29 protein-coding genes are annotated in these 25,293 nt (G+C 40.8%); 28 read left to right on the forward strand and 1 reads right to left on the reverse strand.

Features of this window, described 5'->3' with window-relative positions:
* Window positions 1-39 precede the first annotated feature (39 nt).
* From ES896_RS09265 to fni, 17 genes are all read left to right on the forward strand, one after another.
* Window positions 40-1,092, forward strand: coding sequence for a YpbB family protein (locus ES896_RS09265; RefSeq protein WP_135226726.1), 1,053 nt, complete (start codon window positions 40-42; stop codon window positions 1,090-1,092).
* A complete protein-coding gene (locus tag ES896_RS09270) occupies window positions 1,085-2,593 on the forward strand; it encodes a RecQ family ATP-dependent DNA helicase (RefSeq protein ID WP_135226727.1) in 1,509 nt (502 codons plus the stop codon). The genes ES896_RS09265 and ES896_RS09270 overlap by 8 nt, the downstream gene beginning before the upstream one ends.
* Complete coding sequence (locus ES896_RS09275; RefSeq protein WP_008344498.1) at window positions 2,590-3,231, forward strand: CPBP family intramembrane glutamic endopeptidase; 642 nt, start codon at window positions 2,590-2,592, stop codon at window positions 3,229-3,231. The genes ES896_RS09270 and ES896_RS09275 overlap by 4 nt, the downstream gene beginning before the upstream one ends.
* Window positions 3,176-3,937, forward strand: coding sequence for a LysM peptidoglycan-binding domain-containing protein (locus ES896_RS09280; protein ID WP_017367515.1), 762 nt, complete (start codon window positions 3,176-3,178; stop codon window positions 3,935-3,937). The genes ES896_RS09275 and ES896_RS09280 overlap by 56 nt, the downstream gene beginning before the upstream one ends.
* A 64-nt stretch (window positions 3,938-4,001) precedes the next feature.
* Window positions 4,002-4,454: a DUF2663 family protein gene (locus ES896_RS09285; protein ID WP_007500988.1), complete on the forward strand. Its 453-nt coding sequence runs from the start codon at window positions 4,002-4,004 to the stop codon at window positions 4,452-4,454.
* Between the two features lie 87 nt (window positions 4,455-4,541).
* Entirely contained in the window at window positions 4,542-5,330 is a 789-nt protein-coding gene (locus ES896_RS09290) for a metallophosphoesterase (protein ID WP_017367513.1), read from the forward strand.
* Between the two features lie 164 nt (window positions 5,331-5,494).
* The gene (locus tag ES896_RS09295; protein WP_007500984.1) at window positions 5,495-6,073 is read left to right on the forward strand and encodes a genetic competence negative regulator; all 579 of its coding nucleotides are present in this window, start codon (window positions 5,495-5,497) and stop codon (window positions 6,071-6,073) included.
* Window positions 6,074-6,269: 196 nt separating this feature from the next.
* Window positions 6,270-7,544, forward strand: coding sequence for a Glu/Leu/Phe/Val family dehydrogenase (locus ES896_RS09300; RefSeq protein ID WP_007500982.1), 1,275 nt, complete (start codon window positions 6,270-6,272; stop codon window positions 7,542-7,544).
* A 124-nt stretch (window positions 7,545-7,668) separates the two neighbouring features.
* Window positions 7,669-8,640 carry a YpdA family putative bacillithiol disulfide reductase gene (locus tag ES896_RS09305; RefSeq protein WP_035702895.1) on the forward strand — a complete coding sequence of 324 codons (972 nt, stop codon included), beginning with the start codon at window positions 7,669-7,671 and terminating at the stop codon, window positions 8,638-8,640.
* A gap of 155 nt (window positions 8,641-8,795) precedes the next feature.
* Window positions 8,796-9,452 carry a glutamic-type intramembrane protease PrsW gene (prsW, locus tag ES896_RS09310; protein WP_008344507.1) on the forward strand — a complete coding sequence of 219 codons (657 nt, stop codon included), beginning with the start codon at window positions 8,796-8,798 and terminating at the stop codon, window positions 9,450-9,452.
* 132 nt (window positions 9,453-9,584) lie between these two features.
* Window positions 9,585-10,505, forward strand: coding sequence for a spore cortex-lytic enzyme (gene sleB / locus ES896_RS09315; RefSeq protein ID WP_045034327.1), 921 nt, complete (start codon window positions 9,585-9,587; stop codon window positions 10,503-10,505).
* 16 nt (window positions 10,506-10,521) lie between these two features.
* A complete protein-coding gene (gene ypeB / locus ES896_RS09320) occupies window positions 10,522-11,871 on the forward strand; it encodes a germination protein YpeB (RefSeq protein WP_135226728.1) in 1,350 nt (449 codons plus the stop codon).
* Between the two features lie 102 nt (window positions 11,872-11,973).
* Entirely contained in the window at window positions 11,974-12,621 is a 648-nt protein-coding gene (locus ES896_RS09325) for a flagellar brake protein (protein ID WP_007500975.1), read from the forward strand.
* Between the two features lie 63 nt (window positions 12,622-12,684).
* The gene (locus ES896_RS09330; protein WP_008344514.1) at window positions 12,685-12,867 is read left to right on the forward strand and encodes a YpfB family protein; all 183 of its coding nucleotides are present in this window, start codon (window positions 12,685-12,687) and stop codon (window positions 12,865-12,867) included.
* A gap of 71 nt (window positions 12,868-12,938) precedes the next feature.
* Complete coding sequence (gene cmk / locus ES896_RS09335; protein ID WP_135226729.1) at window positions 12,939-13,616, forward strand: (d)CMP kinase; 678 nt, start codon at window positions 12,939-12,941, stop codon at window positions 13,614-13,616.
* A 223-nt stretch (window positions 13,617-13,839) separates the two neighbouring features.
* Window positions 13,840-14,991, forward strand: coding sequence for a 30S ribosomal protein S1 (gene rpsA / locus ES896_RS09340; RefSeq protein ID WP_008344519.1), 1,152 nt, complete (start codon window positions 13,840-13,842; stop codon window positions 14,989-14,991).
* Between the two features lie 14 nt (window positions 14,992-15,005).
* Window positions 15,006-16,073, forward strand: coding sequence for a type 2 isopentenyl-diphosphate Delta-isomerase (gene fni, locus ES896_RS09345; RefSeq protein WP_017359764.1), 1,068 nt, complete (start codon window positions 15,006-15,008; stop codon window positions 16,071-16,073).
* Window positions 16,074-16,268: 195 nt separating this feature from the next.
* Here fni and ES896_RS09350 read toward each other — a convergent pair whose 3' ends face one another.
* Complete coding sequence (locus ES896_RS09350) at window positions 16,269-16,400, reverse strand: YpzI family protein (RefSeq protein WP_008344525.1); 132 nt, start codon at window positions 16,398-16,400, stop codon at window positions 16,269-16,271.
* Between the two features lie 127 nt (window positions 16,401-16,527).
* Here ES896_RS09350 and ES896_RS09355 point away from each other — a divergent pair, with 127 nt between their 5' ends.
* The 11 genes from ES896_RS09355 to mtrB all read left to right on the forward strand — a co-directional run bounded on the left by ES896_RS09355 (window position 16,528) and on the right by mtrB (window position 25,291).
* A complete protein-coding gene (locus tag ES896_RS09355; protein ID WP_427254979.1) occupies window positions 16,528-17,121 on the forward strand; it encodes a YphA family membrane protein in 594 nt (197 codons plus the stop codon).
* A complete protein-coding gene (locus ES896_RS09360; protein ID WP_007500964.1) occupies window positions 17,118-18,002 on the forward strand; it encodes a YIEGIA family protein in 885 nt (294 codons plus the stop codon). The genes ES896_RS09355 and ES896_RS09360 overlap by 4 nt, the downstream gene beginning before the upstream one ends.
* A gap of 6 nt (window positions 18,003-18,008) precedes the next feature.
* Window positions 18,009-18,203, forward strand: a complete 195-nt coding sequence (locus ES896_RS09365) for a capping complex subunit for YIEGIA (RefSeq protein ID WP_008344527.1) — start codon at window positions 18,009-18,011, stop codon at window positions 18,201-18,203.
* Between the two features lie 159 nt (window positions 18,204-18,362).
* On the forward strand, window positions 18,363-19,673 hold the full coding sequence (gene der, locus ES896_RS09370; RefSeq protein WP_008344528.1) for a ribosome biogenesis GTPase Der: 1,311 nt from the start codon (window positions 18,363-18,365) through the stop codon (window positions 19,671-19,673).
* Window positions 19,674-19,687: 14 nt separating this feature from the next.
* The gene (locus ES896_RS09375; protein WP_008344529.1) at window positions 19,688-20,725 is read left to right on the forward strand and encodes an NAD(P)H-dependent glycerol-3-phosphate dehydrogenase; all 1,038 of its coding nucleotides are present in this window, start codon (window positions 19,688-19,690) and stop codon (window positions 20,723-20,725) included.
* Window positions 20,726-20,992: 267 nt separating this feature from the next.
* Window positions 20,993-21,196: a DUF2768 domain-containing protein gene (locus tag ES896_RS09380; RefSeq protein WP_008344530.1), complete on the forward strand. Its 204-nt coding sequence runs from the start codon at window positions 20,993-20,995 to the stop codon at window positions 21,194-21,196.
* Window positions 21,197-21,214: 18 nt separating this feature from the next.
* Entirely contained in the window at window positions 21,215-21,940 is a 726-nt protein-coding gene (locus tag ES896_RS09385; RefSeq protein WP_007500961.1) for a hypothetical protein, read from the forward strand.
* 205 nt (window positions 21,941-22,145) lie between these two features.
* Window positions 22,146-23,624, forward strand: coding sequence for a stage IV sporulation protein A (spoIVA, locus tag ES896_RS09390; protein ID WP_008344534.1), 1,479 nt, complete (start codon window positions 22,146-22,148; stop codon window positions 23,622-23,624).
* Window positions 23,625-23,998: 374 nt separating this feature from the next.
* Window positions 23,999-24,277, forward strand: coding sequence for a non-specific DNA-binding protein Hbs (hbs, locus tag ES896_RS09395; protein WP_003215863.1), 279 nt, complete (start codon window positions 23,999-24,001; stop codon window positions 24,275-24,277).
* Window positions 24,278-24,467: 190 nt separating this feature from the next.
* A complete protein-coding gene (gene folE, locus ES896_RS09400; protein ID WP_003215789.1) occupies window positions 24,468-25,037 on the forward strand; it encodes a GTP cyclohydrolase I FolE in 570 nt (189 codons plus the stop codon).
* A 23-nt stretch (window positions 25,038-25,060) separates the two neighbouring features.
* The gene (mtrB, locus tag ES896_RS09405) at window positions 25,061-25,291 is read left to right on the forward strand and encodes a trp RNA-binding attenuation protein MtrB (RefSeq protein ID WP_008344541.1); all 231 of its coding nucleotides are present in this window, start codon (window positions 25,061-25,063) and stop codon (window positions 25,289-25,291) included.
* The last annotated feature ends 2 nt before the right edge of the window (window positions 25,292-25,293 follow it).

A 25,293-nucleotide genomic window follows, 5' to 3' on the forward strand; every position in this document is an offset into this window, starting at 1 on the left:
AATATTCGAATTTTGTCAGGAAGACAGGTGCTTTGGTCAATGACGATTCATTACTTGGATGTCATGTTGATGGACAGCGTACATAAATTGAACGGCGAACGCTCCATTAGTGCTGTCTACCATCTTTTTAAAGGGAAAAAATCATCACAAACGATACAGGATGCAAGTTTGTTTCAGCTTTCTAGCTACTTCGGCTGCTATCCAGCTTTTACGAGGGATCAGCTGAACCGCTCTGTGCAAAGGCTAAAAGAGCAGCACTTCATCAGAAAGACAGGGGATACATTCATCGCCACAGATGCAGGAATAAGTATGCTCAGGCAGTGTTTCACTGAAAAACCGATGCCAATTTATTTTGATGGTGCCAAGTATCATGATAAAGCAAAGGTGTTATGGATGAGGCTGTCTTTACTTGTGCAAGTCCTTTCACATCATGCAGCGGGGTCACAACAATATGCACCGATTCAAAGAGATGTATCGGTTCAAAGCTGGACGAAATCCTTTTTCTCGCAATATCACCAGAAGAAAAAGCTTTCTGAAGATATCCATCATGAGATTGAAACACTTCTTGCTCATTTAACTGATCAAGAGGCACTGCTTTTTGTTTATTCATTGACTTCAAATGAAAGAATCGGACGGACGTACCAGCAAATGGCGGAATGGATGAAAGAAGATGTATGGTATGTTTACTTGCGTTTTTGGAATGTGCTCCATTATTTTATTCAATGTGCGCAAAAAGGTGAGGCACCGATCATCCAGCGAATGATAGATGATCTTCAATTCAAACGTGTGCTGACCACCTCTACCCATAAAACGCTTGAGCTTGTACAAAAAGGGTTCAGTATTGATCAAATTGCTCATATTCGTTCATTAAAAAAAGCGACAATCGAAGATCATATTGTGGAGCTCTCGATACATGAGCCGAGCTTCTCGATTGAACCATATGTCAGCAGTGAAGCTCAAAAGGCGATACATGAGGTAGCCGGTCAGCTCCAAACCAACAAGATGAAGCTGATCAAAGAAAGTCTCGAGCATTCATTTACTTATTTTCAAATACGATTGGCATTGACAAGGATGGTGAAAGCAAATGGATAAGCTTCATCAGACGCTGATGCGATATTTTGGTTATGATGCCTTCAAAACAGGTCAGGAGGACATTATTCGAAGTGTACTTCAACAAAAAGATACGGTTGCCATGCTTCCTACTGGTGGCGGGAAGTCCCTTTGTTATCAAATTCCGGGCTATTTGACAGACGGGTTAGTGCTGATCATTTCACCTCTTTTATCACTCATGGAAGATCAAGTAGAACGCATGAAAATGCGCGGTGAAAAGCGAGTGGCTGCGCTTAACAGTACACTGTCCTTTCAGGAAAGAAGACATATTATTCGGCATTTGCCATCATATAAATTTTTATTTGTCGCACCTGAAGCGCTTATGTCAGAGGTATTGGTAGAGCAGCTCAAAGCGATGCATGTGGGTCTATTCGTTGTAGATGAAGCTCACTGTATATCGGAATGGGGACATGATTTCCGCCCGGAATACTCCAAGCTTGGAGAATGGAGAGAAGCGCTCGGCAATCCTGTCGCCTTAGCACTAACGGCAACTGCGACGAAACAAACCTTAAAAGATACTGTGCAAACGTTGCGGCTAGAGCATCCAGATGTTCATATTCATTCAGTCAACCGGCCGAATATTGCACTATTAAAAGAGGCGCATGAAACGAAAGAAGCAAAAGAGAAACGAGCACTTGAGCTTGTGGAAACCCTTCAAGGGCCTGGGCTGATTTATTGTCCGACCCGGCAAATGACAGAAGATATTTCACGTTTGGTGAAACAAAAAACGCATCAACGTGTAGAGTTTTATCATGGCGGAATGGAGTCAGGGGACCGCATGCTGATCCAGCAGCAATTTATCAGTGGTCAAATTGATCTCATTTGCTGTACAAGTGCTTTTGGAATGGGAATTGATAAAGCAAATATACGCTTTGTGATTCATATGAGTCCGCCTCAGTCAATTGAAGCATTTATGCAGGAAATTGGAAGAGCTGGACGGGACGGGAAAAATAGTGTGAGCGTTCTTTTATATACAGAAGAGGATGCGGATATTCAAAGTCATTTGATTCAAGCAGAAGGTTTTGATGATCCAGAAATTGATTTTTTCTTAGCTCGAGTATCACAAATGCCGATCAATGATGAAAAGAAATTACGTGAACAATTGATGGAAGCAGGGCTTCAGGAGACGCGCGCGCGAATGCTCTCGCATTATTACACGATGTACCAAACTGAACAGCCCCGTTTGCTCATGAAGAAGCTGAAAGAAAAGCTGCAGGATAGACAAACAGAAAAGCTAAAAAAAGTGTGGCAGTTTAAAGAGCATATCACTGGCCATCGCTGCTTTAGGCAATCTTTGTTATCATACTTTGATGAGCAGCTTGATCTAACGGAGGACGCTTCCTTTGGGAACTGCTGTTCTTCATGCGGACTTGACCTGTCTGATTACGAAAAAAAAGATCAACCATTGGAGCTGAATGAAATGAAACACTGGAAGACCGAGCTGGATCGTCTGTTTCACCTGACAAAAGAGGCGCAGCATTGATTGAACAACATCGCCGTATTATTGAAAAATTAACCGATCGACAAGTAGTAGAACAGTTGTATTTTACACAGCTGCTCATGCTGATTGTCTCTTTTTTACTAGGGATGTTTATGTTTGATCATTGGACTGATTTTACAGCCCTATGGCAGATCCGAGATATGCGTATCCTGACTTACGGAATTGGCGGCGCTTTGCTTGTGATTATTGTTGACGCTATTGTCATGAAGGTGTTTCCAGCTCATATGTACGATGATGGCGGATTAAATGAAAAAATGTTCAAAAACCGCAGCATCCCGCATATTGTTTGGTTAACGCTACTCATTGCCTTTTCAGAAGAAATTTTATTTCGCGGGATCGTTCAGCAGCAATTTGGACTGGAGATTGCAAGCATTGTGTTTGCACTTCTTCACTTTCGCTACTTGTCAAAAATACTCTTGTTTATCCTTGTGGTTTCTATTAGTATTTTTTTAGGACTTTTATACGAGTGGACAGGAAATTTATTCGTTCCTGTCATGACACACTTTGTCATTGACCTAGTCTTTGCATGTCAAATTCGTTTTAAATATTGGGGGAGGGATGAACATGGAAGAAATGTCGAGAATGAAGAGAAAAAAGCAGCAGCTGACAAACATCCATGATGATGTAGAGGAAAATCTTGAAGAAGAAAAAGTGCATCCTTCAGATGACTCTCACTTTCCTACACGAGAAGATTTTCATGAATATAAAAAGCAGCGAACCAAAAAGGTGCGTAATCCATTGTTTACGACACTGGCTATTATCTTTCCTATTATTGTCGTCACGGTTTTCTTCCTGTTGATTTATTACACATCAAAGGAAATTAACGATAACAACAATCAAGGTGTTTATATTGATAAAACATCGAGTGCTGACACAGATCCAGTCCCGTCAGCACTTGTTGAAACAAAAAATGATTCAAGCGCTGACAAAGCGGATGCGTCTGATGATGAGAAGAAAAAGAAAGATGCTGATAAAGAAAAGCAGCGTTCAAAAGAAAAAGCAGAGCAAAAGAAAAAAGAACAAGCCGCTAAAGAGAAGGCTGAGCGTGAAAAGGCCGAAGCTGCAAAAAAGCGTGAGCAGCAACAGCTCGCTCTTCAAAAACAGCAGGAAGAGAAAAAGCGAAAAGAAGCAGAAGAGAAGAAGAAGCAGGAAGAAAAACCTGTTCGTGTCGTGCAGCATACTGTTGGACCAGAGGAAAACTTGTATCGAATTTCCATGAAGTATTATCAAAACCGATCAGGGGAAGAGAAAATTCGAGCTTACAATCATTTAAAAGGAAATAGCGTGTACAGCGGACAAGTATTGAATATCCCATTAGAAAATTAATATTTGACATGAATGAATCGAAAAGCACATACATATGTAGAAAAAAGGGACAAGGGTGTATGTGATGACATTGCACGCAATCAGCCGCTATATGGATCAGCCGACACAGAAAATGATTGAAACATTGATCAAAAGGAAGCGCAAATACGAGGGGTTTGCAAAACAATGCAAAAGGTGGCAATGGACAGCCCTTTTATCACTTGCGATTCTTCTGTTTTATTTTGTGATAACAGCTAATAGCGGGGGCTCCCTGCAGCCGGAAGCGATGATTGCCACATTGCTTGGCCATGAGGTGTTTCTGTTTTGGATCATGGCTGAAGTGTTTGCTTTTTACGCATCGTATTATTATAAGAAAAAAGAAGAAAAGGCTGAGGATGAATATCATAAGCTCAGATGTGAAATTATACAGAAAAGCACAGATTTATGGCCTCAATCAAATCAATGGAAAGAGCGCGAGGCCGTTTTCCACTTCATGCAGACGCAATATGATATCAATCTCTATTATGAAAGTAAATAAATGAGCAAAAGACGTTTAAACAGTTGAAACGTCTTTTTTCATTCAAGCGTCTTATAAAAGAAAGCTGATACAAGGGAGTCATTCATAATGAAATATGCCATCGGATTTACTGCTGCCATAGCGGCTGTGACAACAGGTGTGTGTGTAACAGCGAAAATGGTGAAAACGGCAAAACAAAACAACATCAAAAAGCATTACTTTACAATAGAAGGACTTCAGTCAGATCGACCTGCAGTCATTTTCTTTATTTCTGATACCCATCGCCGTCTAATTAGTGATACTTTATTAGCGGAAGTAAAAGAGCAGCAGCCTGATGTCATTATGATCGGCGGGGACTTAGCTGAAAAGGGAGTCCCTTATGCTAGAGTTGAAGAAAATGTGAAACGTTTAGCAAGGATTGCCCCGGTGTATTTTGTGTGGGGGAATAACGACCATGAGCTGCATCAGCAAAAACTCAAAGACATCCTCCATACCTATCAGGTGACGACATTGCAAAATGAGACGGCTGTGTGGAATTTTGAAGGACAGCCCATTAAAATAGGCGGAATCGATGATATCCGGCTTGAAAAAGCAGATTATGAAGCGATACGGCCGGAGTTTGTCAAAGAAGACGTGAATATCCTTTTATCACACAACCCAGATGTGCATCATTTGATGAGTGAAGAAGAGGGAATTGATCTTGTTTTGAGCGGTCATACCCATGGGGGTCAAATTCGTATTGGGAAATTTGGTCCGTATGAAAAAGGAAGAACAGGCCAAGTCAAAGGTGCTTTCTTTCTGATTAGTAATGGTTACGGAACAACAAAGATTCCGATGCGTCTTGGAGCAGAACCAGAAACCCATCTGATCTATTTAATGCCGCTAAAAACGCGCTAAGTTGATGCCCCATCAATATTTTCCATAAAAGTCACCGTAAGCATAGCTTCATGCTTGTCTTCCGTCTTGACACAGTGTAAACTGAATACAAAATTAAGAACCTATGACTCATCATCTCATATACTACAGTATGATGTGTGTTAGAAGAGGCAGGAGGGAACGTTATGCGGCTAGAGCGTCTGAATTATAATAAAATCAAAATTTTTCTCACACTAGATGATCTGACAGACCGAGGTCTTACGAAAGAAGACCTTTGGAAAGATTCGTTCAAAGTTCATCAGCTGTTTAAAGACATGATGAACGAAGCGAATCAGGAGCTCGGTTTTGAAGCGAATGGACCGATTGCTGTTGAAGTATTTTCTCTTCAGGCGCAGGGGATGGTCGTCATTGTGACAAAGAGTCAGCAGGAAGATGCTGATGATGAGTTTGATGAAGATTACATTGAGATGCAAGTCAAGCTCGACGAGAGCAAGCATGTGCTCTATCAATTTGCCTCGTTTGAAGATGTGATTCAACTGTCCCATAGTTTAAGTCGTATTGGACTTTTAGGGGGTACAGTTTACCACTATGAAGGTCAATATTTTCTCAGCCTAGATGATTTCGAAGAACTGTCTGCAGATACAGTCATTTCTATTTTAGCGGAGTTCGGTTCTCCGACGACATTAACCATTCACCGGTTAAAAGAATACGGAAAAGTGATCATGCAGGAAGATGCAGTGAAAACGATTCAACTGTATTTTTAATCACTTTTTTCTATTATATTTAATACTGTTGTGATGAAACAACAGTATTTTTTTATATCCATTTTTATATTTATAAACGCTGATATTTTATTTTGATAAAAAACGCTTTTTACCTTTGCTTTACCAGTACGAAGGTGTATACTATTGCTTGAAAGGGAGCAGTAGATCATGAAAGATTTCTAGGGGGTTTATTTTAATGGCAGCCGATCAAAACGCCGCTCATAACGCAGAAGATAAGCTAGATGTTTTAAAGTCAACTCAAACCGTCATACATAAAGCGCTTGATAAATTGGGCTATCCGCAAGAAGTGTATGAATTGCTGAAGGAGCCAATTCGCCTATTAACGGTCAAAATTCCAGTACGTATGGATGATGGATCGGTGAAAATTTTCACTGGTTATCGTGCGCAGCATAATGATGCTGTCGGTCCAACAAAAGGCGGAATTCGATTCCACCCGAACGTTACTGAAAAAGAAGTAAAAGCGCTTTCAATTTGGATGAGTTTAAAATGTGGTATTGTGGATCTTCCTTATGGCGGAGGAAAAGGCGGTATTATCTGTGATCCAAGAGAAATGTCATTTAGGGAGCTTGAAAAACTAAGCCGCGGCTATGTTCGCGCAATTAGCCAAATCGTTGGACCAACAAAAGATGTTCCAGCACCAGATGTGTTTACAAACTCTCAAATCATGGCATGGATGATGGATGAGTATTCTAGAATTGATGAATTTAACTCGCCAGGATTTATTACAGGAAAACCAATTGTTCTTGGAGGCTCACATGGACGTGATACTGCAACGGCAAAAGGTGTAACGATCTGTATCAAAGAAGCGGCGAAGAAAAAAGGAATTGACATCAATGGGGCTCGTGTTGTCGTTCAGGGATTCGGAAATGCAGGAAGTTACTTGGCTAAATTTATGTATGATGCCGGAGCGAAAATCGTAGGAATTTCAGATGCTTACGGCGGTTTGTATGATGAAGATGGTCTCGATATTGACTACTTGCTTGACCGACGTGACAGCTTTGGAACCGTCACTAAATTATTTAATGATACAATTACAAACCAAGAGCTGCTTGAGCTAGATTGTGATATCTTAGTACCTGCAGCCATTGAAAATCAAATTACAGAAGATAATGCGGCGAACATTAAAGCCAAAATTGTCGTAGAAGCAGCAAATGGACCAACGACATTGGAAGGGACAAAAATTCTTTCAGATCGTGGTGTACTGCTTGTTCCGGACGTACTTGCAAGTGCGGGTGGAGTGACTGTTTCTTACTTTGAATGGGTTCAGAATAACCAAGGGTTCTACTGGACAGAAGAAGAAGTAGAAACTCGTTTAGAAGATATGATGGTGAAATCATTTAATAATATTTATGAAATGGCGCAAAACCGCCGTATTGATATGCGACTAGCAGCATATATGGTCGGTGTACGTAAAATGGCTGAAGCTTCTCGATTCAGAGGCTGGATTTAAGCGACTTATTTGCATCGCGCCTTAAAATCTCCTATCCTTAAATAGGAGATTTTTTTATGGAATCATGCAAAGAATCAAACAGCCCAGCAATTGTTATTGCAGTGAAACGACAGGAGTGGAACAAATGAAACAAGAAAAAGCGATCATAATAGGAGGAGGCCCGTGCGGTCTATCAGCTGCCATTGCATTCAAGCAAATTGGGATTGATGCACTTGTGATTGAAAAGGGCAATGTGGTCAACAGTATTTATCATTACCCTACACACCAAACCTTCTTCAGTACAAGTGAAAAGCTTGAGATCGGTGACGTCGCTTTTATCACTGAAAATCGGAAACCCGTTCGTATTCAGGCGCTTTCCTATTACCGAGAGGTGGTCAGACGAAAAAGCCTTCGTGTGAATGCTTTTGAAAAGGTAAACGCTGTGACGAAAAAAGATGGCCGTTTTACGGTAAATACATCAAAAGACGTCTATACATGTGACTATGTTGTGATTGCGACTGGGTACTATGATCATCCTAACTATATGAATGTAAAAGGGGAAGACCTTCCTCATGTGTATCATTATTTTAAAGAAGGACACCCCTACTTTGATAAAGATGTGACGGTGATCGGCGGGAAGAACTCTAGTGTTGATGCTGCCCTGGAACTTGTGAAATGCGGAAGCAGGGTGACGGTTTTATATAGAGGAACTGAATATTCATCCAGCATCAAACCTTGGATTTTACCAGAGTTTGAAGCGCTTGTTCGAAATGGCACCATTCGAATGGAGTTCGGTGCAGAGGTGAAAGAAATAACAGAACAGGATATTGTCTTTACAAACCAGCAGGGCCAAACGGATCGAGTGAAAAGTGATTATGTGTTTGCGATGACAGGTTATCATCCTGATCATTCATTTTTAGAAAAAATGGGTGTAACAATCGATCCAGAATCAGGCCGCCCAGCATTTGATGAACAAACAATGGAAACAAATGTAGAAGGTATTTTTATTGCAGGGGTCATTGCAGCTGGTAACAACGCCAACGAAATTTTCATTGAAAATGGAAGATTTCATGGCGGGTTAATTGCAGAAGAAATCAACAAAAGAATCAACGGGTAAAAAAAGAACTGGGTCCTTCTAAGGGATTCAGTTCTTTTTTATGTAAATTGGGATTATATAGAAGATTATTTTTGGGAAAATGGGCTCGAGTCATATAAAAAAGGGGTGATTCGTGGTACGATAATAAAGGATAATGTAGGGAAAGAGGTCTGATTATGATCGCAATCATTTCAGCAGGTTTAGCTCCCGGCATCGCACTTTTAAGTTATTTTTATTTGAAAGATCAATACGACAATGAGCCGGTTCATATGGTCATCAGATCTTTTATGCTAGGTGTCATACTTGTGTTTCCAACCATGTTTATTCAGTATGTCCTCCAAGAGGAAAATATCGCTACGAATCCTATCGTGATTTCATTTGTGACATCGGGTTTTTTAGAAGAATCATTAAAGTGGTTTATTTTAATGGTCAGTGTCTATGCGCACGTACAGTTTGATGAACACTATGACGGGATTGTCTATGGAACAAGTGTCTCGCTTGGATTTGCGACACTTGAAAATATTCTGTACTTAGTGGGTCATGGGGTAGAGTACGCGTTTACACGTGCCTTGCTGCCTGTATCAAGCCACGCTTTATTTGGTGTGGTGATGGGATTTTATATAGGTAAAGCTCGCTTCTCTGATAAAAAAGAGCAGCGAAAATGGCTGATTCTCTCTTTAATACTTCCTATCCTTTTTCATGGCTTATATGATTTCATTCTTCTTGGCATGAAAAATTGGGGATATATTATGTTGCCGTTCATGATTTTTTTATGGTGGTTTGGTCTGCGGAAAGCCAAAAAAGCCCGTGCGGTGAAGATGGTACAAATTTAAATTGGAAAACGTCCTATACGTCTTTAGGGCGTTTTTTGTCTTTTCCATCCAATTCCCTCCTGTGATGAATGTATAAAAATAGGGATCGGAAGAAACATATATTCAAACATCAAAAGTACAGGAGGATCAAATATGGACAAAGCTCGTTTCATGAAACAAATCGTCCTTATCTTCTCAATTGTTCTGCTCGCGTCTTCATTGATGACAGCTGAAAAAAGTGAAGCTTTCACGAATCAAGTGATTCAGCGAGGAGCTACAGGAGAAGATGTCGTCGAGCTCCAGGCAAGGCTCCAATACAATGGTTTTTACAATGGAAAAATAGACGGGGTGTATGGCTGGGGAACTTACTGGGCCGTGCGCAATTTTCAAAGCCAGTTTGGTGTAAAGAAAGTCGATGGACTCGTAGGGGAAAAAACAAAAAGCCTATTAGTTCAAAAGACGAAATACTATAAAGAGTTTGTGCAACAGCAGTTGCAAAAAGGGAATCAGTTTACGCATTATGGTGGGAAACCTCTTGATCAGCAAACAAAGGCTCCTGCGCAAAGAAACACGCAAAAAAAGACAGCACAAGGTGCAAAAGAGAATCAAAAAAGTCAAAGCGGAGGAAACAGCTCGTCTGGGAAGTCTGGAAACCAGTCAGGAAATGGTCAAGCAAATCAAACGCCGAAACAAACAGCAGCCAACATGCCAGGTGGTTTTTCAAGCAATGACATTCAGCTTCTTTCACAAGCTGTTTATAGTGAAGCGAGAGGTGAACCTTATGAAGGACAGGTAGCGATCGCAGCCGTCATCTTAAACCGTTTAAACAACCCGACCTTTCCAAACACGATTGCTGGTGTCATTTTTGAACCGCTTGCGTTTACTGCTGTAGCAGATGGACAATTTTATATGGCGCCAAATGAAACCGCTAAAAAGGCAGTATTTGATGCCATTAATGGCTGGGACCCATCTGAAAGCGCCGTTTATTACTTTAATCCTGATACAGCGACAAGCCCATGGATTTGGGGAAGACCACAAATTAAACGAATCGGGAAACATATTTTCTGTGAATAAAAAGAGGTGTAAATAAATGATCAGAGGAATATTGATTGCTATTTTAGGAATTGCTGTCATCTCAACAGGATACTGGGGCTATAAAGAGCATCAAGAAAAAGATGCAGTACTGCTTCATGCAGAGAACAACTATCAAAGAGCCTTCCATGATTTAACGTATCAAGTCGATCAGCTGCACGATAAACTTGGCGCAACACTTGCGATGAATAGCCAAACATCTATATCTCCAGCACTGGCAGATGTATGGAGAATGTCATCAGAAGCGCATAACAATGTCAGTCAGCTTCCGCTCACATTGATGCCTTTTAACAAAACAGAAGAGTTTCTAGCGAATGTCGGTGACTTTAGCTACAAATCGTCACTTAAATCTTTATCAGATGAACCATTAAACAAAGATACACACAAAACCATTACCACTTTATATGATCAAGCGGCAGATATTCAAAACGAACTTAGACAAGTGCAGCATCTCGTACTCAACAAAAATTTAAAATGGATGGATGTTGAAATGGCACTGGCTGATGGAGATCGAAAAAACGACAACACCATCATTGACGGATTAAAAACCGTTGAAAGAAATGCTGATGCGTTTGCAGATGTTGATCTTGGCCCTACAAATGTGTCAACTGAATCAGAAACGCAAGGCTACAATCACTTAAAAGGGCAAAAGATTTCAAAAAAAGAAGCGATCCGTATCGCCCAGCAATTTGCGCCTGACCATAACAAAGATTTTAAGGTGAGAAAAAGTGGGAGTAAAACGAACCGTGATGTCTACAGCCTATCAATGTCTGACCCAGACAATCGGGCAAACTTTTATTTAGACTTGACTGAAAAAGGCGGCCATCCTGTCTATCTTCTTCAGAACCGTGAAGTGAAAAAACAAAAAATCAGTTTAAATGATGCCTCAGAAAAAGCACTAAGTTTCTTAAAGAAGCATGGATTTGATACTGAATCATTTCATTTAGATGAGAGTGCGCAATTTGATAATATCGGCGTATTTACCTATGTCCCTTTACAGAATAACGTATTGCTTTATCCAGATAGCATTCGAATGAAAGTCGCTTTAGATGATGGAGAGGTTGTGGGATTCTCAGCGAAAGACTATTTAATGAATCACAGAAAACGTGACCTTAAAGCACCAAAAATTTCTCAAAAAGAAGCTGAAAAGACCTTAAATAAACATGTGAAGATCGAGGATACACATGTAGCTCTTGTTCAAAATGATATGTCAGAGGAAGTTCTCTGCTATGAGTTTTTAGGAACCATTAAAAACGACACGTACCGAATGTTCATTAATGCAGATACTGGAAAAGAAGAAAGAGTAGATAAACTAAAAAATGCAGAACCTATATATAAAGACCTATAGAAAAGGAAGCGAGGAAAAGGCGAATAAGCCTTTTCCTTTTGTTTTATACATGGTTTAATATAAGAGAGGATACGATTTCACAGATGAAAAGAGTGATGAGGAATGTTACAAATAGGGGATGCAATCACAATTGAGTATGTCAATGAGAACAAAGAAGTGAAAACTGCAAAATCGAAAGTTTTGGAAAATAATAACGATGATATTTGCATTAATTATCCAGCTGATAAAGAAACGGGGCGCACGATCTATTTAAATCAAGAAACAGAAATCACCGTCTTCTTTTTCGATGAAAATCAAATTCCATACAAATGTACAAGCAAAGTCATTGGGAAAAGAAAAGAAGATATCCCGATGATTGTCGTTTCGATTCCGCCAAAAGAAGAAATGATTCGGCTTCAACGAAGAGAATATCTTCGAGTGGATACGATGGTGAAAGCGTCCATTACGCAAAATGGTGAAGAAACCTTCGACACATTTATTGTCAATATGAGTGCTGGCGGTGTAGCAATTGCTGTTCCAGAAGGTGTCTCACTAAAAGAATATGGCGAGGTCGTCACAGAGTTTGAACTTTCACTTAAAGAACCAGTGAAAATTAAAGCGATTGCAGAAATGAATCGTGTTTATCAAGATGAACAGACCGGGAAAACAAGAGCGATCATGGAATTTACTGAAATCACAAACGACCACCAGCAGCACATCATGAAGTACTGCTTCCAGCAGCAGCTTCTAACACGTGTGAAAAAAGTATAAGAATAAAGGTTGTCAAAAGCTTCCATACTAGAGAGAAAGAATCTAGCGTTGGAGGCTTTTTGTATGAAAACAATGGAAAGATGGCTATTCAAAGCAGTGCTCATTCAGCTCATTCTGCTTTTGGCGGTTCAGGTCACCCTTCACCTGACGAAAGGAGAACTATTTTTGTCAAAAGTCGTACAATACGAGGGTGTGAATAACATGAGCATTGAAGATTGGATTGAGACATTTAAGCAAAAGGATTGATAGAAAATTCCCCCGTTTGAGCGGTGATCGTGTTACAATTCATAAGGGAGATTCAATCAAGGAGAGGTATTATGAAAAAGAAATTATCTATCGCAATTGACGGTCCTGCTGCAGCAGGAAAAAGCACTGTGGCAAAAATTGTCGCAGCGAAAAAATCATATATTTATATCGATACAGGTGCGATGTACCGCGCAATTACACTTGCAGCACTCAATCAAGGCGTAGACCTTGAAGACGAACAGGCACTTGATGCGTTATTGAAAAGCACAGTCATTGAACTTGTGTCAACTGACGAAGGTCAAAAAGTACATTTAGACACGATCGATGTCACAGAAGACATCAGAACAGACCGCGTAAGCAATCAAGTCTCTGTTGTTGCAAAGCATAGAGCTGTCCGGGAAGAAATGGTCCGCAGGCAGCAAGAGCTGGGGAACCGAGGCGGTGTTGTTATGGATGGAAGAGACATCGGCACGCATGTTCTTCCAGATGCAGAAGTGAAAATTTTCTTACTTGCGTCAGTAGAGGAAAGAGCAAAACGTCGTTTTGAAGAAAATCAGAAAAAAGGCTATGATGTCAATTACGATCAGCTGATCGAAGAGATTGCAAGACGTGACAAGCTTGATTCTGAGCGGGAGGTATCACCGCTGAAGAAAGCAGATGATGCCATTGAAATTGACACGACTTCCCTTTCTATTCAAGAGGTTGCAGGTAAAATTTTAGATGCAGCAGAGCGTGTAGAAAAACAGTAAGAAATTTTAGAAAACTTTTATAAGTTAGAGGTTTATCTCTTGACAAACAAGGTCTTTTATTAGAAGTTTATACTAATACTATTTTTATTGATCATTCAAGCAATTCTGTTGATTTGAATGTTTCTATAATACATATTCGGCTGGCAATCATCATGCTAAGGACACATATTCACCCAGTCGTTTTAACTAAGCTGTGTAGGTTTGGACCAAGGAGGTTATCGAAATGACAGAGGAAATGAATCAAATCGATGTTCAGGTACCAGAGGTTGGAGATGTAGTGAAAGGGATTGTTTCTAAAGTTGAGGACAAGCATGTCAATGTAGATATCGTCAATGTGAAACAACCTGGGATCATCCCAATCAGTGAATTATCAAGTCTTCACGTTGAAAAAGCATCAGATGTCGTGAAAGATGGCGACGAGTTAGAGCTTAAAGTAACAAAGGTCGAAGACGATGCTTTGATTTTATCGAAACGTGCTGTTGATGCAGACCGCGCTTGGGAAGACCTAGAGAAAAAGTTTGAAACAAAAGAAGTATTTGAAGCAGAAGTAAAAGACGTTGTCAAAGGTGGTCTAGTGGTCGACATTGGTGTTCGCGGATTTATTCCTGCGTCTCTTGTTGAGGCACACTATGTAGAAGACTTCACTGACTACAAAGGAAAAACACTCTCGCTTGTTGTGGTAGAGCTTGACCGCGAAAAAAACCGCGTGATTCTATCGCATCGTGCAGTCGTTGAGCAAGAACAATTAGACAAGAAGCAAGACTTCCTGCAAAAGCTTGCAGTAGGCAGTGTGATTGATGGAAAAGTGCAGCGTCTGACTGACTTTGGTGCATTTGTTGACATTGGCGGCATTGATGGATTAGTTCACATTTCTCAACTATCCCATGCGCATGTCGAAAAGCCATCTGACGTTGTTGAAGAAGGACAGGAAGTAAAAGTCAAAGTTCTTGCTGTTGACCGTGATAACGAACGTATCTCACTATCTATTAAAGAAACATTACCAGGACCTTGGAGCCAAATTGGTGAAAAGGTAAAACAAGGTGATGTTCTTGAAGGAACCGTTCAACGTCTTGTGAGCTTTGGAGCATTTGTTGAAATTCTGCCAGGTGTAGAAGGACTTGTGCATATTTCCCAAATTTCACACAAACATATCGGTACTCCTCAAGAAGTCCTTGAAGAAGGGCAGACTGTGAAAGTGAAAGTGCTTGATGTCAATGAAGATGAAGAGCGCATTTCACTTAGCATTCGTGAATTAGAAGAGAATCCTGAAAAACAAATCGAAGAGGATTACCGTCAATATCAGGCGAAAGAAGAAAATACAAGCGGATTCCAGCTTGGTGACCTGATTGGTGATAAACTCAATAAACTAAAATAATTTGGTGATCAAAATTGACGCGAGCAGAAAGAAAGAAACAGCATATTGAGCATGCTTTGTCGACTGGCCAGCATGCAGCAACAGGTTTACAAGATGTTTCCTTCGTTCACGCCAGTTTACCAGATCTTGCGACATCACAAATTGATACACATACGACAATTGGCGGACTGACTTTCGGTTCGCCAATTTTTATCAATGCAATGACTGGTGGAGGCGGAGAATCGACCTATGAGATTAATCGCTCTTTATCTATCGCAGCGAAGGAAACCAATATTCCAGTAGCAGTCGGATCACAAATGGCTGCACTGAAAGATGCAGACGAACGTCGTACGTATGAAGTGGTTCGAAAGGTGAATCCGGATGGACTCGTTTTTGCCAATTTAGGCAGTGAGGCGACAATTCAGCAAGCGCAGGATGCCGTTGACATGCTGGAGGCAAACATGCTCCAAATTCACTTAAACGTGATTCAAGAGATCGTCATGCCTGAAGGAGATCGTGATTTCAGAGGTGCTGTTGAGCGGATCGCAGCCATCACTGAATCAATTGAGGTACCTGTTGTCGTCAAAGAAGTTGGATTTGGGATGAATAAGGAAACAGCAAAGAAATTATTTGATGCTGGAGTTGCTGCTGTTGATGTAGGCGGATTTGGGGGAACGAATTTTTCTAAAATCGAGAACCTGCGCCGTCAAAAAGCACTTCGCTATTTTGACCAGTGGGGAATTCCAACTGCAGCGAGTCTGGCTGAAGTACATACAGCCTTTCCAGATCAAACCGTCCTAGCTTCTGGAGGCATTCAAGATGCACTTGATGTGACAAAATCAATTGCTCTTGGTGCGTCTGCCGCTGGATTAGCCGGCTTTTTCTTAAAATCCCTGACGAGTGGTGGAGAAAAGGGCCTCATTTCTGATATCATTGATCTACAAGATGATGTGAAGATGTTGATGACAGTACTTGGCATGAAGACAATTGAGGAGCTACGGCAAGCTCCAATTGTGCTTACAGGGAAAACAAGTCATTGGCTGAAAGAAAGAGGCGTGGATACTACGTACTATAGTTTAAGAAATAAGAAGACAAAGGACTAAATGAAATTTTAGCCCTTTGTTTTCTTTTCAGTGTGAAAGAAAACTTTTTTGTCTACGAAAGACAGCTGCTTTTTGCGGAGCGAATTTGACATTCATGAGCACCAATGCGCAGGACTGACATTGAATGCGCAGGACTGACATTGAATGCGAGGGTTTGTTTGCACGCTGAGACATGTGGTGATCACATGTCTTTTTTTATTGATTTCTTTTGCGAGCGTCTTCCGGGCCTTCTAAAGTTGTTGCCCCTTTGTGATGAATGGATTGATCGCGGTCAGATTCAACTCTTCTTGACGCCTTTAGGCGTTTTTCCTGTCTATCCTTACCCATTATACATCCCTCCTCAACTATTAGGGTGTCACCTCTTGTTTATTTCATGCAAATCCCGCACCTTCTCATACGTTTAAAAACTGGAGATTTTCCCATAATGTAATTGAGGTGATGAGGGTTGGAGGCATTGTACTATTATTGGTCAATATGGTTCGTTTGGATTATGGTGACATTTATCATGGAGAAAAGCACGTGGCGCAATGTGCTAGGCGTATGTGTTCTCATTCATATTATATGCAGTCATGTCATGGTTTCTATTTTAGACATTAGGATCAATGCAGGATTTTTGATGACCTTTTTATATGCTTGCATGTCATTCGTAATCTTTCGGCCTGCTCATCGAATCATGCGATTCATGCAATTAGGTTCCATGGTCAGTGCGTATGCCTTTTTTATGATTTTTGCATTATATGATCCAGTTTGGTTCACGATAATAAAGGTGGACTGGGTTGTATTTGCCTTGCTGATCTTGATGTGTTTAACATATGGGCATCGGTTAACAGAACGGATCACTTTATGGATGATGGCTATATGTCTGGGGGAAGCCCTTTATGCGCTTACGATTCATCGCCTCACATCTTCCATTGTCATAGGAGATCTCTCGTTTCTTTCCATGGCTGTTCAAGGAGCTGTCTTTCTATTAGGTGTAGGTCAGCTTGAAAAACTCTTGAACACCCGTTCATCTAGAAAACCAGTAAAAGGGGCTGCAAAATCAACATGACGGATTACACGTTTCCTGTGATTATTGGTGTCATCTTTGGGATGGCCGCTAGGCTTTATATGCTAAGAACTGATTATCGGCAATATCCCACATATATTCATGGACAAGTGATTCACATTGCGCTAGGTTTTATCGCATCAGGCCTTGGTGCTATTATTATGCCTGCGCTGATACAGGAAGAATTCACTGCAATTACCTTCCTGACGCTTGCAGCCACGCAATTTCGTGATGTGCGTAATATGGAAAGAAATACATTGACCCAAATGGATTCGTATGAGCTTGTCTCACGAGGCAGTACATATATCGAAGGCATTGCGATCGCCTTTGAAAGTCGAAATTATATTGCCATTCTTACTGCCCTTATTACAACGACCGCCTGTATTTTCTTTTCGCTCGTTGTTGGGACCGTGGTCGGTATTCTTTGTTTTTTCATGGCAAAACTATTAATGTCAGGGAGCCAATTAAAGGATATCGTGAATATTCAAAAAGGGGAACTTCGTTTTGACGGCGCAGGACTTTACGTAAATGATATTTACATTATGAATATCGGGCTGCCTGAAAAGCAAAAATTGATTTTAGAGCATGGAATGGGGTTCATCTTGACTCCGAAGAATTTTAACTCGGCCACAACCATCGCAAACCTTGGGCAGCGGCAAGCCATCTTATTTGATTTATCCAACGTGCTTGGTGTATACCGAGATTCTGGTGAACCATCGCTTTGTCCGCTTGCAAAACGTGATCTGAATAATGGCACACTTGGCGTATTCATTTTACCGCAATGGCAGCGTGAAGATTTGGCTGTCCGTGTATTAGAAGAGGTGCCTATTTTAGAAAATGCCATTAGAATGCCGACAGATTTCATTAAAAAGAAAGTGAGGTAATAGGGCATGGCGAACACCATTGAACAATTTATATTGGCTGTGGCGACAACAAATAAAGAGCGGGTCATTGGCGGAACAGCCGTTTTTTTCTGTGAAAATAAAGAAGAGCTCGACATGTATGCCATGAATTTAGAGGCCATTTTAGATGGAATTGCACACGGCATTGGAGAAGATCTTTATTTGATTGTCAAACATTTTTAAGTTATTCATTGTGGTCTGATTAAAAATTGATATAATATATAAGTTGAACCCTTCATGTTTGAAGGGTTTATTTCATAAAACTGAATGAAAATTATAAATCCCGGTTGAAACATGATGATGAACATATTGAATCGCGGCTGGATTGAAAGGAAGGGTACTATGGGTAAACCTGTCGTAGCCATTGTTGGAAGGCCCAACGTTGGAAAATCTACAATTTTTAATCGAATCGCAGGCGAAAGAATATCGATTGTAGAAGACACACCTGGTGTAACAAGAGATCGAATCTATAGCTCTGCTGAATGGTTAAATTATGACTTTAATTTAATAGATACTGGTGGAATTGATATTGGAGATGAGCCATTCTTGGCGCAAATTCGCCATCAGGCAGAAATCGCAATGGACGAAGCGGATGTCATTATCTTTATGGTGAATGGCCGAGATGGCGTGACATCTGCGGATGAAGAAGTCGCAAAAATTTTATATCGCACGAAAAAGCCAGTCGTACTTGCTGTCAATAAATTGGACAACCCTGAAATGAGAAGCGACGTGTATGACTTTTATGCACTTGGATTTGGCGAACCGTATCCGATTTCTGGAACACACGGACTCGGTCTAGGTGATCTGCTTGATGCTGTCGCAGAGCATTTCAAAAACTTACCAGATACACAGTATGATGAAGAAGTGGTCCAGTTCTGCTTAATTGGCCGCCCAAATGTAGGGAAATCCTCTTTGGTGAATGCGATGCTCGGTGAAGAACGTGTCATTGTCAGCAACATCGCTGGTACGACAAGAGATGCTGTAGATACAATGTTTACGTACAACCAACGTGACTTTGTCATTGTGGACACAGCAGGTATGAGGAAAAAAGGGAAAGTATATGAAACAACAGAGAAATACAGTGTACTCCGTGCGTTGAAAGCCATTGATCGATCGGATGTTGTCGCTGTTGTTCTTGATGGTGAAGAAGGCATTATTGAACAGGATAAACGTATTGCCGGCTACGCACACGAAGCGGGTAAAGCCGTTGTGATCATTGTGAACAAGTGGGATGCTGTTGAAAAAGACGAGCGTACAATGAAGGAATTTGAGCAAAACATTCGTGAGCATTTTCAATTCCTTGATTATGCACCTGTCTTATTCATGTCTGCTCTTACGAAAAAGAGAATTCACACGTTAATGCCAACAATTATTACCGCTAGTGAAAATCATGCGATGCGCGTTCAAACGAACATTCTAAACGATATTATCATGGATGCTGTAGCGATGAACCCAACGCCGACCCATAACGGACAGCGTCTGAAAATTTACTATGCAACACAAGTGGCGATCAAACCGCCGTCCTTTGTTGTGTTTGTAAATGATCCAGAACTTATGCACTTTTCTTATGAGCGTTTCCTAGAAAACCGAATTCGAGATGCATTTGGTTTTGAAGGAACACCAATTAAAATATTTGCGAGAGCGAGAAAATAAAAAGGGTGAGCAGGATGAAGAAAATTTCAGTACTTGGAGCAGGGAGCTGGGGAACAGCTCTTGCGCTTGTATTAGCTGATAATCATCATGATGTACACATGTGGGGACATAGACAAGAATTAATTGATCAAATCAATGAGAAACATGAAAATCATGATTACTTGCCTAATGTTGCATTGCCAGCATCTATTCAAGCGACAACAGATATGAAACAGGCACTAGAAGGGACAGATGCGATTATTGTCGCTGTGCCAACAAAGGCCATTCGAGAAGTATTGAAACAGGCAAATGAGTTCATTACGTCAAAGGTGCCATTTGTTCATGTCAGTAAAGGAATTGAACCAGATACGCTTCTTAGAATTTCTCAAATGATTGAACAAGAAGTCCCAGAAGCAAAAAGAGAAGCAGTTGTTGTCCTGTCAGGACCAAGTCACGCTGAAGAAGTTGGCTTGCGTCATCCGACAACTGTTACAGTTTCATCAGAACATATTGAAGCGGCTCAATTTGTTCAAGATTTGTTTATGAACAACAACTTCAGAGTGTACACCAACCCTGATGTGATTGGGGTGGAAATTGGCGGGGCGCTGAAAAACATCATCGCTCTTGCGGCAGGGATCACAGACGGACTCGGATATGGCGATAATGCGAAAGCAGCGCTCATCACAAGGGGTCTTGCTGAAATCGCCCGCCTCGGCACAAAAATGGGAGGAAACCCTCTTACGTTTGCCGGATTAACAGGTGTTGGAGATTTGATTGTCACATGTACAAGTGTTCATTCGCGTAACTGGCGCTGCGGGAATTTACTCGGTAAAGGATATAAGCTCGAAGAAGTGCTTGAAAAAATGGGGATGGTTGTCGAAGGCGTCCGCACAACAAAAGGCGCTTATCAGCTCTCCAAAGAATACAAGGTCAGCATGCCGATTACAGAGGCTCTTTACGGCGTCCTATTTGAAGGGAAAAAGGTAGACGATGCTGTAGAATCATTAATGGCACGTGTGAAAACACATGAGATGGAAGACCTTGTGAACATGTTCGAAAACCAAACAAAATAATTGGAAGACTGAACTTAGGCGTGTAGAGGATGCAAGAAGGGGAAGACTTGCATAACATAACAATGAAGTTTGAATAGAGCTTTGCCTCTACAGAATGAGGAAAAATAGTCGACCTAATGACTGAAGCAGAGTCCCCCTCTTTGCTTCAGTTTTTTTATGCACTTTTTTCTGAATTGATTGGAAAAATGATTGATATTTTACTTAATTTTGGTTTAGAATGAAATATAAACGCTTACAATTCGTTTGTATTAAAGGGGGACAGGCACGATGAGTTTTGCTTTAATCAAGATGTGGTTTGCGCTTGGTTCAATGGGGCTCATGTTTTTAGCCGTTGTAACCATTTATCTGAGTAGGTTTAAGCTGAAGAGCCGGTTTCTGAAAATAACAGCCTCAACTGTCGCGTACAGCTTAATGCTCATATCAGGTATCATTGTGTTTTTAGTTGTATTTAGCGGACCAGTCAATGAATAAAGAAAAAGGAAGAATGTGATGATCAAAGCAAAAATCAGTGTCATGCTGTTAACACTTATTTTACTTACGGGGTGCCTCTATCCAGAGAATCGTAAAGCTGAAAACCGCGTGCCATATAAAGAGCAGCTGCAAAGTGTGCAGACCGCAATTGAAGATTTTCAAAAAGCGACAAATGGCCTTTTACCGATTGAAACAAAAGAAGGCGACACACCTATTTATCAGAAGTATGTCATTGACTTTAAGCGTCTGTCACCAAGATATTTACACGATGTACCGTCGACATCTTTTGAAGGCGGGGGCGAATATATCTATGTCCTCACAGACGTCGAACAAAACCCAACGGTGAAACTGCTTGATGTCAAAATGACACAAACGATCAGTGAATTACGTCTAAGGATCAAAATATATCAAGATGAACATACATATCCGCCATATGGCAAAGTAGTCTCTAAAGATTTATATACGTTAAATGAAAAAAAACTAGGGTTAAAAGCACCGCCTACAGTGACGAGCCCTGTCACGGGTGAATCACTTCCATTACTGATTTCCTCAAATGGCGAAATCTATGTTGACTATCGCAGTGATTTTGCCCAGATTTTGAAAAATACGAAACAAAAGCTGAAACCAGGTGAAAATATTCAAGATGTCTATTGGCAGGAAACCCCGTTTGTACCAGCGTTTTCTGTTCCATATACGATCAACAAAAAAGGTGAGCCGGCTTTTTTAGAAAAAAAGACGTCATAAACAAGAATGAACCTTTCTCCTCTGCATATAAATGAGGAGAAAGGTTTTTTTATGGCTAAACATACTCTCAAAACAAAAAAGGTGTCATATTCAAATAGGACAACGTCATACACATATATTGTCCTGACACCTTTCAAGCACCGTTTGATTGAAGTATAGAGTATTTTATTTGAAAACGAGGATAGCAAGTCCGGGAGGGGATCACTTGGAAAAAGTCGATATTTTCAAGGATATCGCTGAACGAACAGGAGGCGATATATATTTAGGAGTCGTTGGAGCCGTTCGTACAGGGAAATCTACGTTTATTAAAAAGTTTATGGAGCTCGTGGTGCTCCCGAATATCAATAATGAGGCAGACCGTGCAAGAGCACAGGATGAATTGCCGCAAAGCGCAGCAGGAAAAACCATTATGACCACAGAACCAAAATTTGTGCCAAATCAAGCGGCATCCATTCACGTGAGCGACGGCCTGGATGTCAACATTAGGCTTGTCGATTGTGTTGGCTACACCGTGCCTGGTGCACGCGGTTATGAAGATGAAAATGGTCCGAGAATGATTAATACGCCGTGGTATGAAGAACCAATCCCGTTTCATGAAGCAGCGGAAATTGGTACACGCAAGGTCATTCAAGAGCATTCAACCATTGGTGTTGTGATTACAACAGATGGATCAATTGGAGAAATCCCAAGACATGACTATATTGAATCAGAAGAACGTGTCATTGACGAACTCAAAGAAGTTGGAAAGCCGTTTATTATGGTAATCAACTCTGTGAGACCTTATCACCCTGAAACAGAAGCACTGCGGCAGGAACTTAGTCAAAAATATGATATTCCTGTACTCGCGATGAGTGTCGAAAGTATGAGAGAACAAGACGTCCTCAGTGTACTTCGTGAAGCATTATATGAATTCCCAGTGCTTGAGGTGAATGTGAACCTGCCAAGCTGGGTCATGGTACTAAAAGAAGATCATTGGCTAAGAGAGAGTTATCAGGATTCAGTGAAAGAAACCGTCAAGGATATTAAGAGATTAAGAGATGTTGACCGAGTGGTAGGTCAGTTCAGTGAATTCGATTTTATCGAAAGAGCAGGCTTAGCAGGCATTGAAATGGGTCAGGGGATCGCAGAAATTGATCTGTATGCGCCGGATGATCTATATGATCATATCCTAAAAGAAGTGGTTGGTGTGGAAATTAGGGGCAAAGATCACCTTCTTGAGCTCATGCAAGATTTTGCACATGCGAAAACGGAGTATGATCAAGTGTCTGACGCTTTAAAAATGGTGAAGCAGACTGGATACGGAATTGCGGCACCAGCTTTGTCAGATATGAGTTTAGATGAGCCGGAAATCATTAGGCAAGGATCAAGATTCGGCGTCAGATTAAAAGCAGTCGCGCCATCTATTCATATGATTAAGGTAGATGTAGAAAGTGAGTTTGCGCCGATTATCGGAACAGAAAAACAAAGTGAAGAGCTCGTCCGATACTTAATGCAAGACTTTGAAGATGATCCGCTTTCTATCTGGAATTCCGATATATTTGGACGCTCACTCAGCTCGCTTGTCAGAGAAGGCATTCAAGCAAAACTCTCGCTGATGCCGGAAAATGCAAGGTATAAACTAAAGGAAACGCTTGAACGAATTATTAACGAAGGATCAGGCGGTCTGATCGCGATTATTCTATAGGATGTGAGACCTCTCATTGATGGGGGTCTTTTTTTGCGTGCGGGTTAAGTCATAAAAAGACAATTGTATAAAGATTAGTCAGATTCAGGCTGAAATTAGGAATATTCGTTCGCAAAAGTGCCCTTAATCCTTGACGAATAAGGATTCTTCCCTTTAAAATGCTTGATATGGTATTTCATATGTGTTAATCTACTTACAGAAAATCTTCACTTTGTTGGACAAACATTCCTTCAAAGAGAAGTTTTCTAATGAAAAGCCATGTATGACGCTTTCTAGACGCTCTTTTTTTCAAAAAAAGTGTATAGAAAGAAGATGAATTGTGAAGAAATGATAACAATCTATTGAATGCATATTTTTGGGAGGAGGTGAAAGGCATGAACAAGACAGAACTTATTAACGCGGTTGCTGAAGCAAGCGAGTTATCTAAAAAAGACGCGACAAAAGCAGTTGATTCTGTTTTTGATACAATTTTAGATGCACTTAAAAATGGTGACAAAATCCAACTTATTGGTTTTGGTAACTTTGAAGTACGTGAGCGTTCAGCTCGTAAAGGACGTAACCCACAAACTGGTGCAGAGATCGAAATCCCTGCAAGCAAAGTACCTGCTTTCAAACCAGGTAAAGCACTTAAAGACGCGGTGGCAGGTAAATAATCGTTATGTGTAATGATCCTATTGAAGGAGTTATACATATACAGTTTCACACTGGTCTAGAAAAGCCCCTTTGATAAGGGGCTTTTCCTTTTGAATCAAATGGTTTGTTTAGAACGCTCTCCTTTGCTTTTAGGATCTGAAGTGTGCTAGAATCTGAATGAAATGTAATCGCCTTTGGAGGATATAATACATGAGTGAAATAAATAAAGAATTAATCGAACACGCAGTACGCGATATATTAAAAGCAATCGGAGAAGATCCAGATCGTGAAGGACTTCTTGATACCCCAAAACGAGTAGCAAAAATGTATGAAGAAGTGTTCTCGGGATTAAATGAAGATCCAAAAGAACATTTTAAAACCATTTTTGGTGAAGATCATGAAGAACTCGTTCTTGTCAAAGATATTGCTTTTCATTCAATGTGTGAACACCATCTTGTGCCATTCTATGGCAAAGCCCATGTCGCTTATATTCCGCGCGGCGGAAAAGTAACGGGACTCAGCAAGCTGGCAAGAGCAGTAGAAGCCGTGGCAAAGCGCCCGCAGCTTCAGGAGCGCATTACATCAACGATTGCAGATAGTATGGTGGAAACTTTAAATCCACATGGTGTGATGATTGTCGTTGAAGCAGAGCATATGTGTATGACGATGCGCGGAGTGAAGAAGCCCGGCGCTAAAACAGTCACTTCAGCCGTACGCGGTACATTTGCAAATGATGCGGCAGCAAGAGCAGAAGTGCTTTCCTTTATTAAAAACGACTAATCCATAGATGGAAGGTGAACAGATTGAGTGAAAATAAAGCATCTGATTTTGTGGTGATTAAAGCCATTGATAATGGTGTCAATGTGATCGGCTTAACTAGAGGTTCCGATACAAGATTTCACCATTCCGAAAAGCTCGATAAAGGTGAAGTCATTATCGCACAATTTACTGAGCACACATCAGCCATCAAAGTGCGGGGCGATGCTGTCATTCAAACAAGCTTTGGTGAAATTCAAAGCGAAGCAAAGAAATAACG

Origin of the sequence: Bacillus sp. 005/A4HT-01/001, from assembly GCF_004634445.1 — a bacterium.
GTDB classification, from domain to species: Bacteria; Bacillota; Bacilli; order Bacillales; family Bacillaceae; genus Bacillus; species Bacillus altitudinis.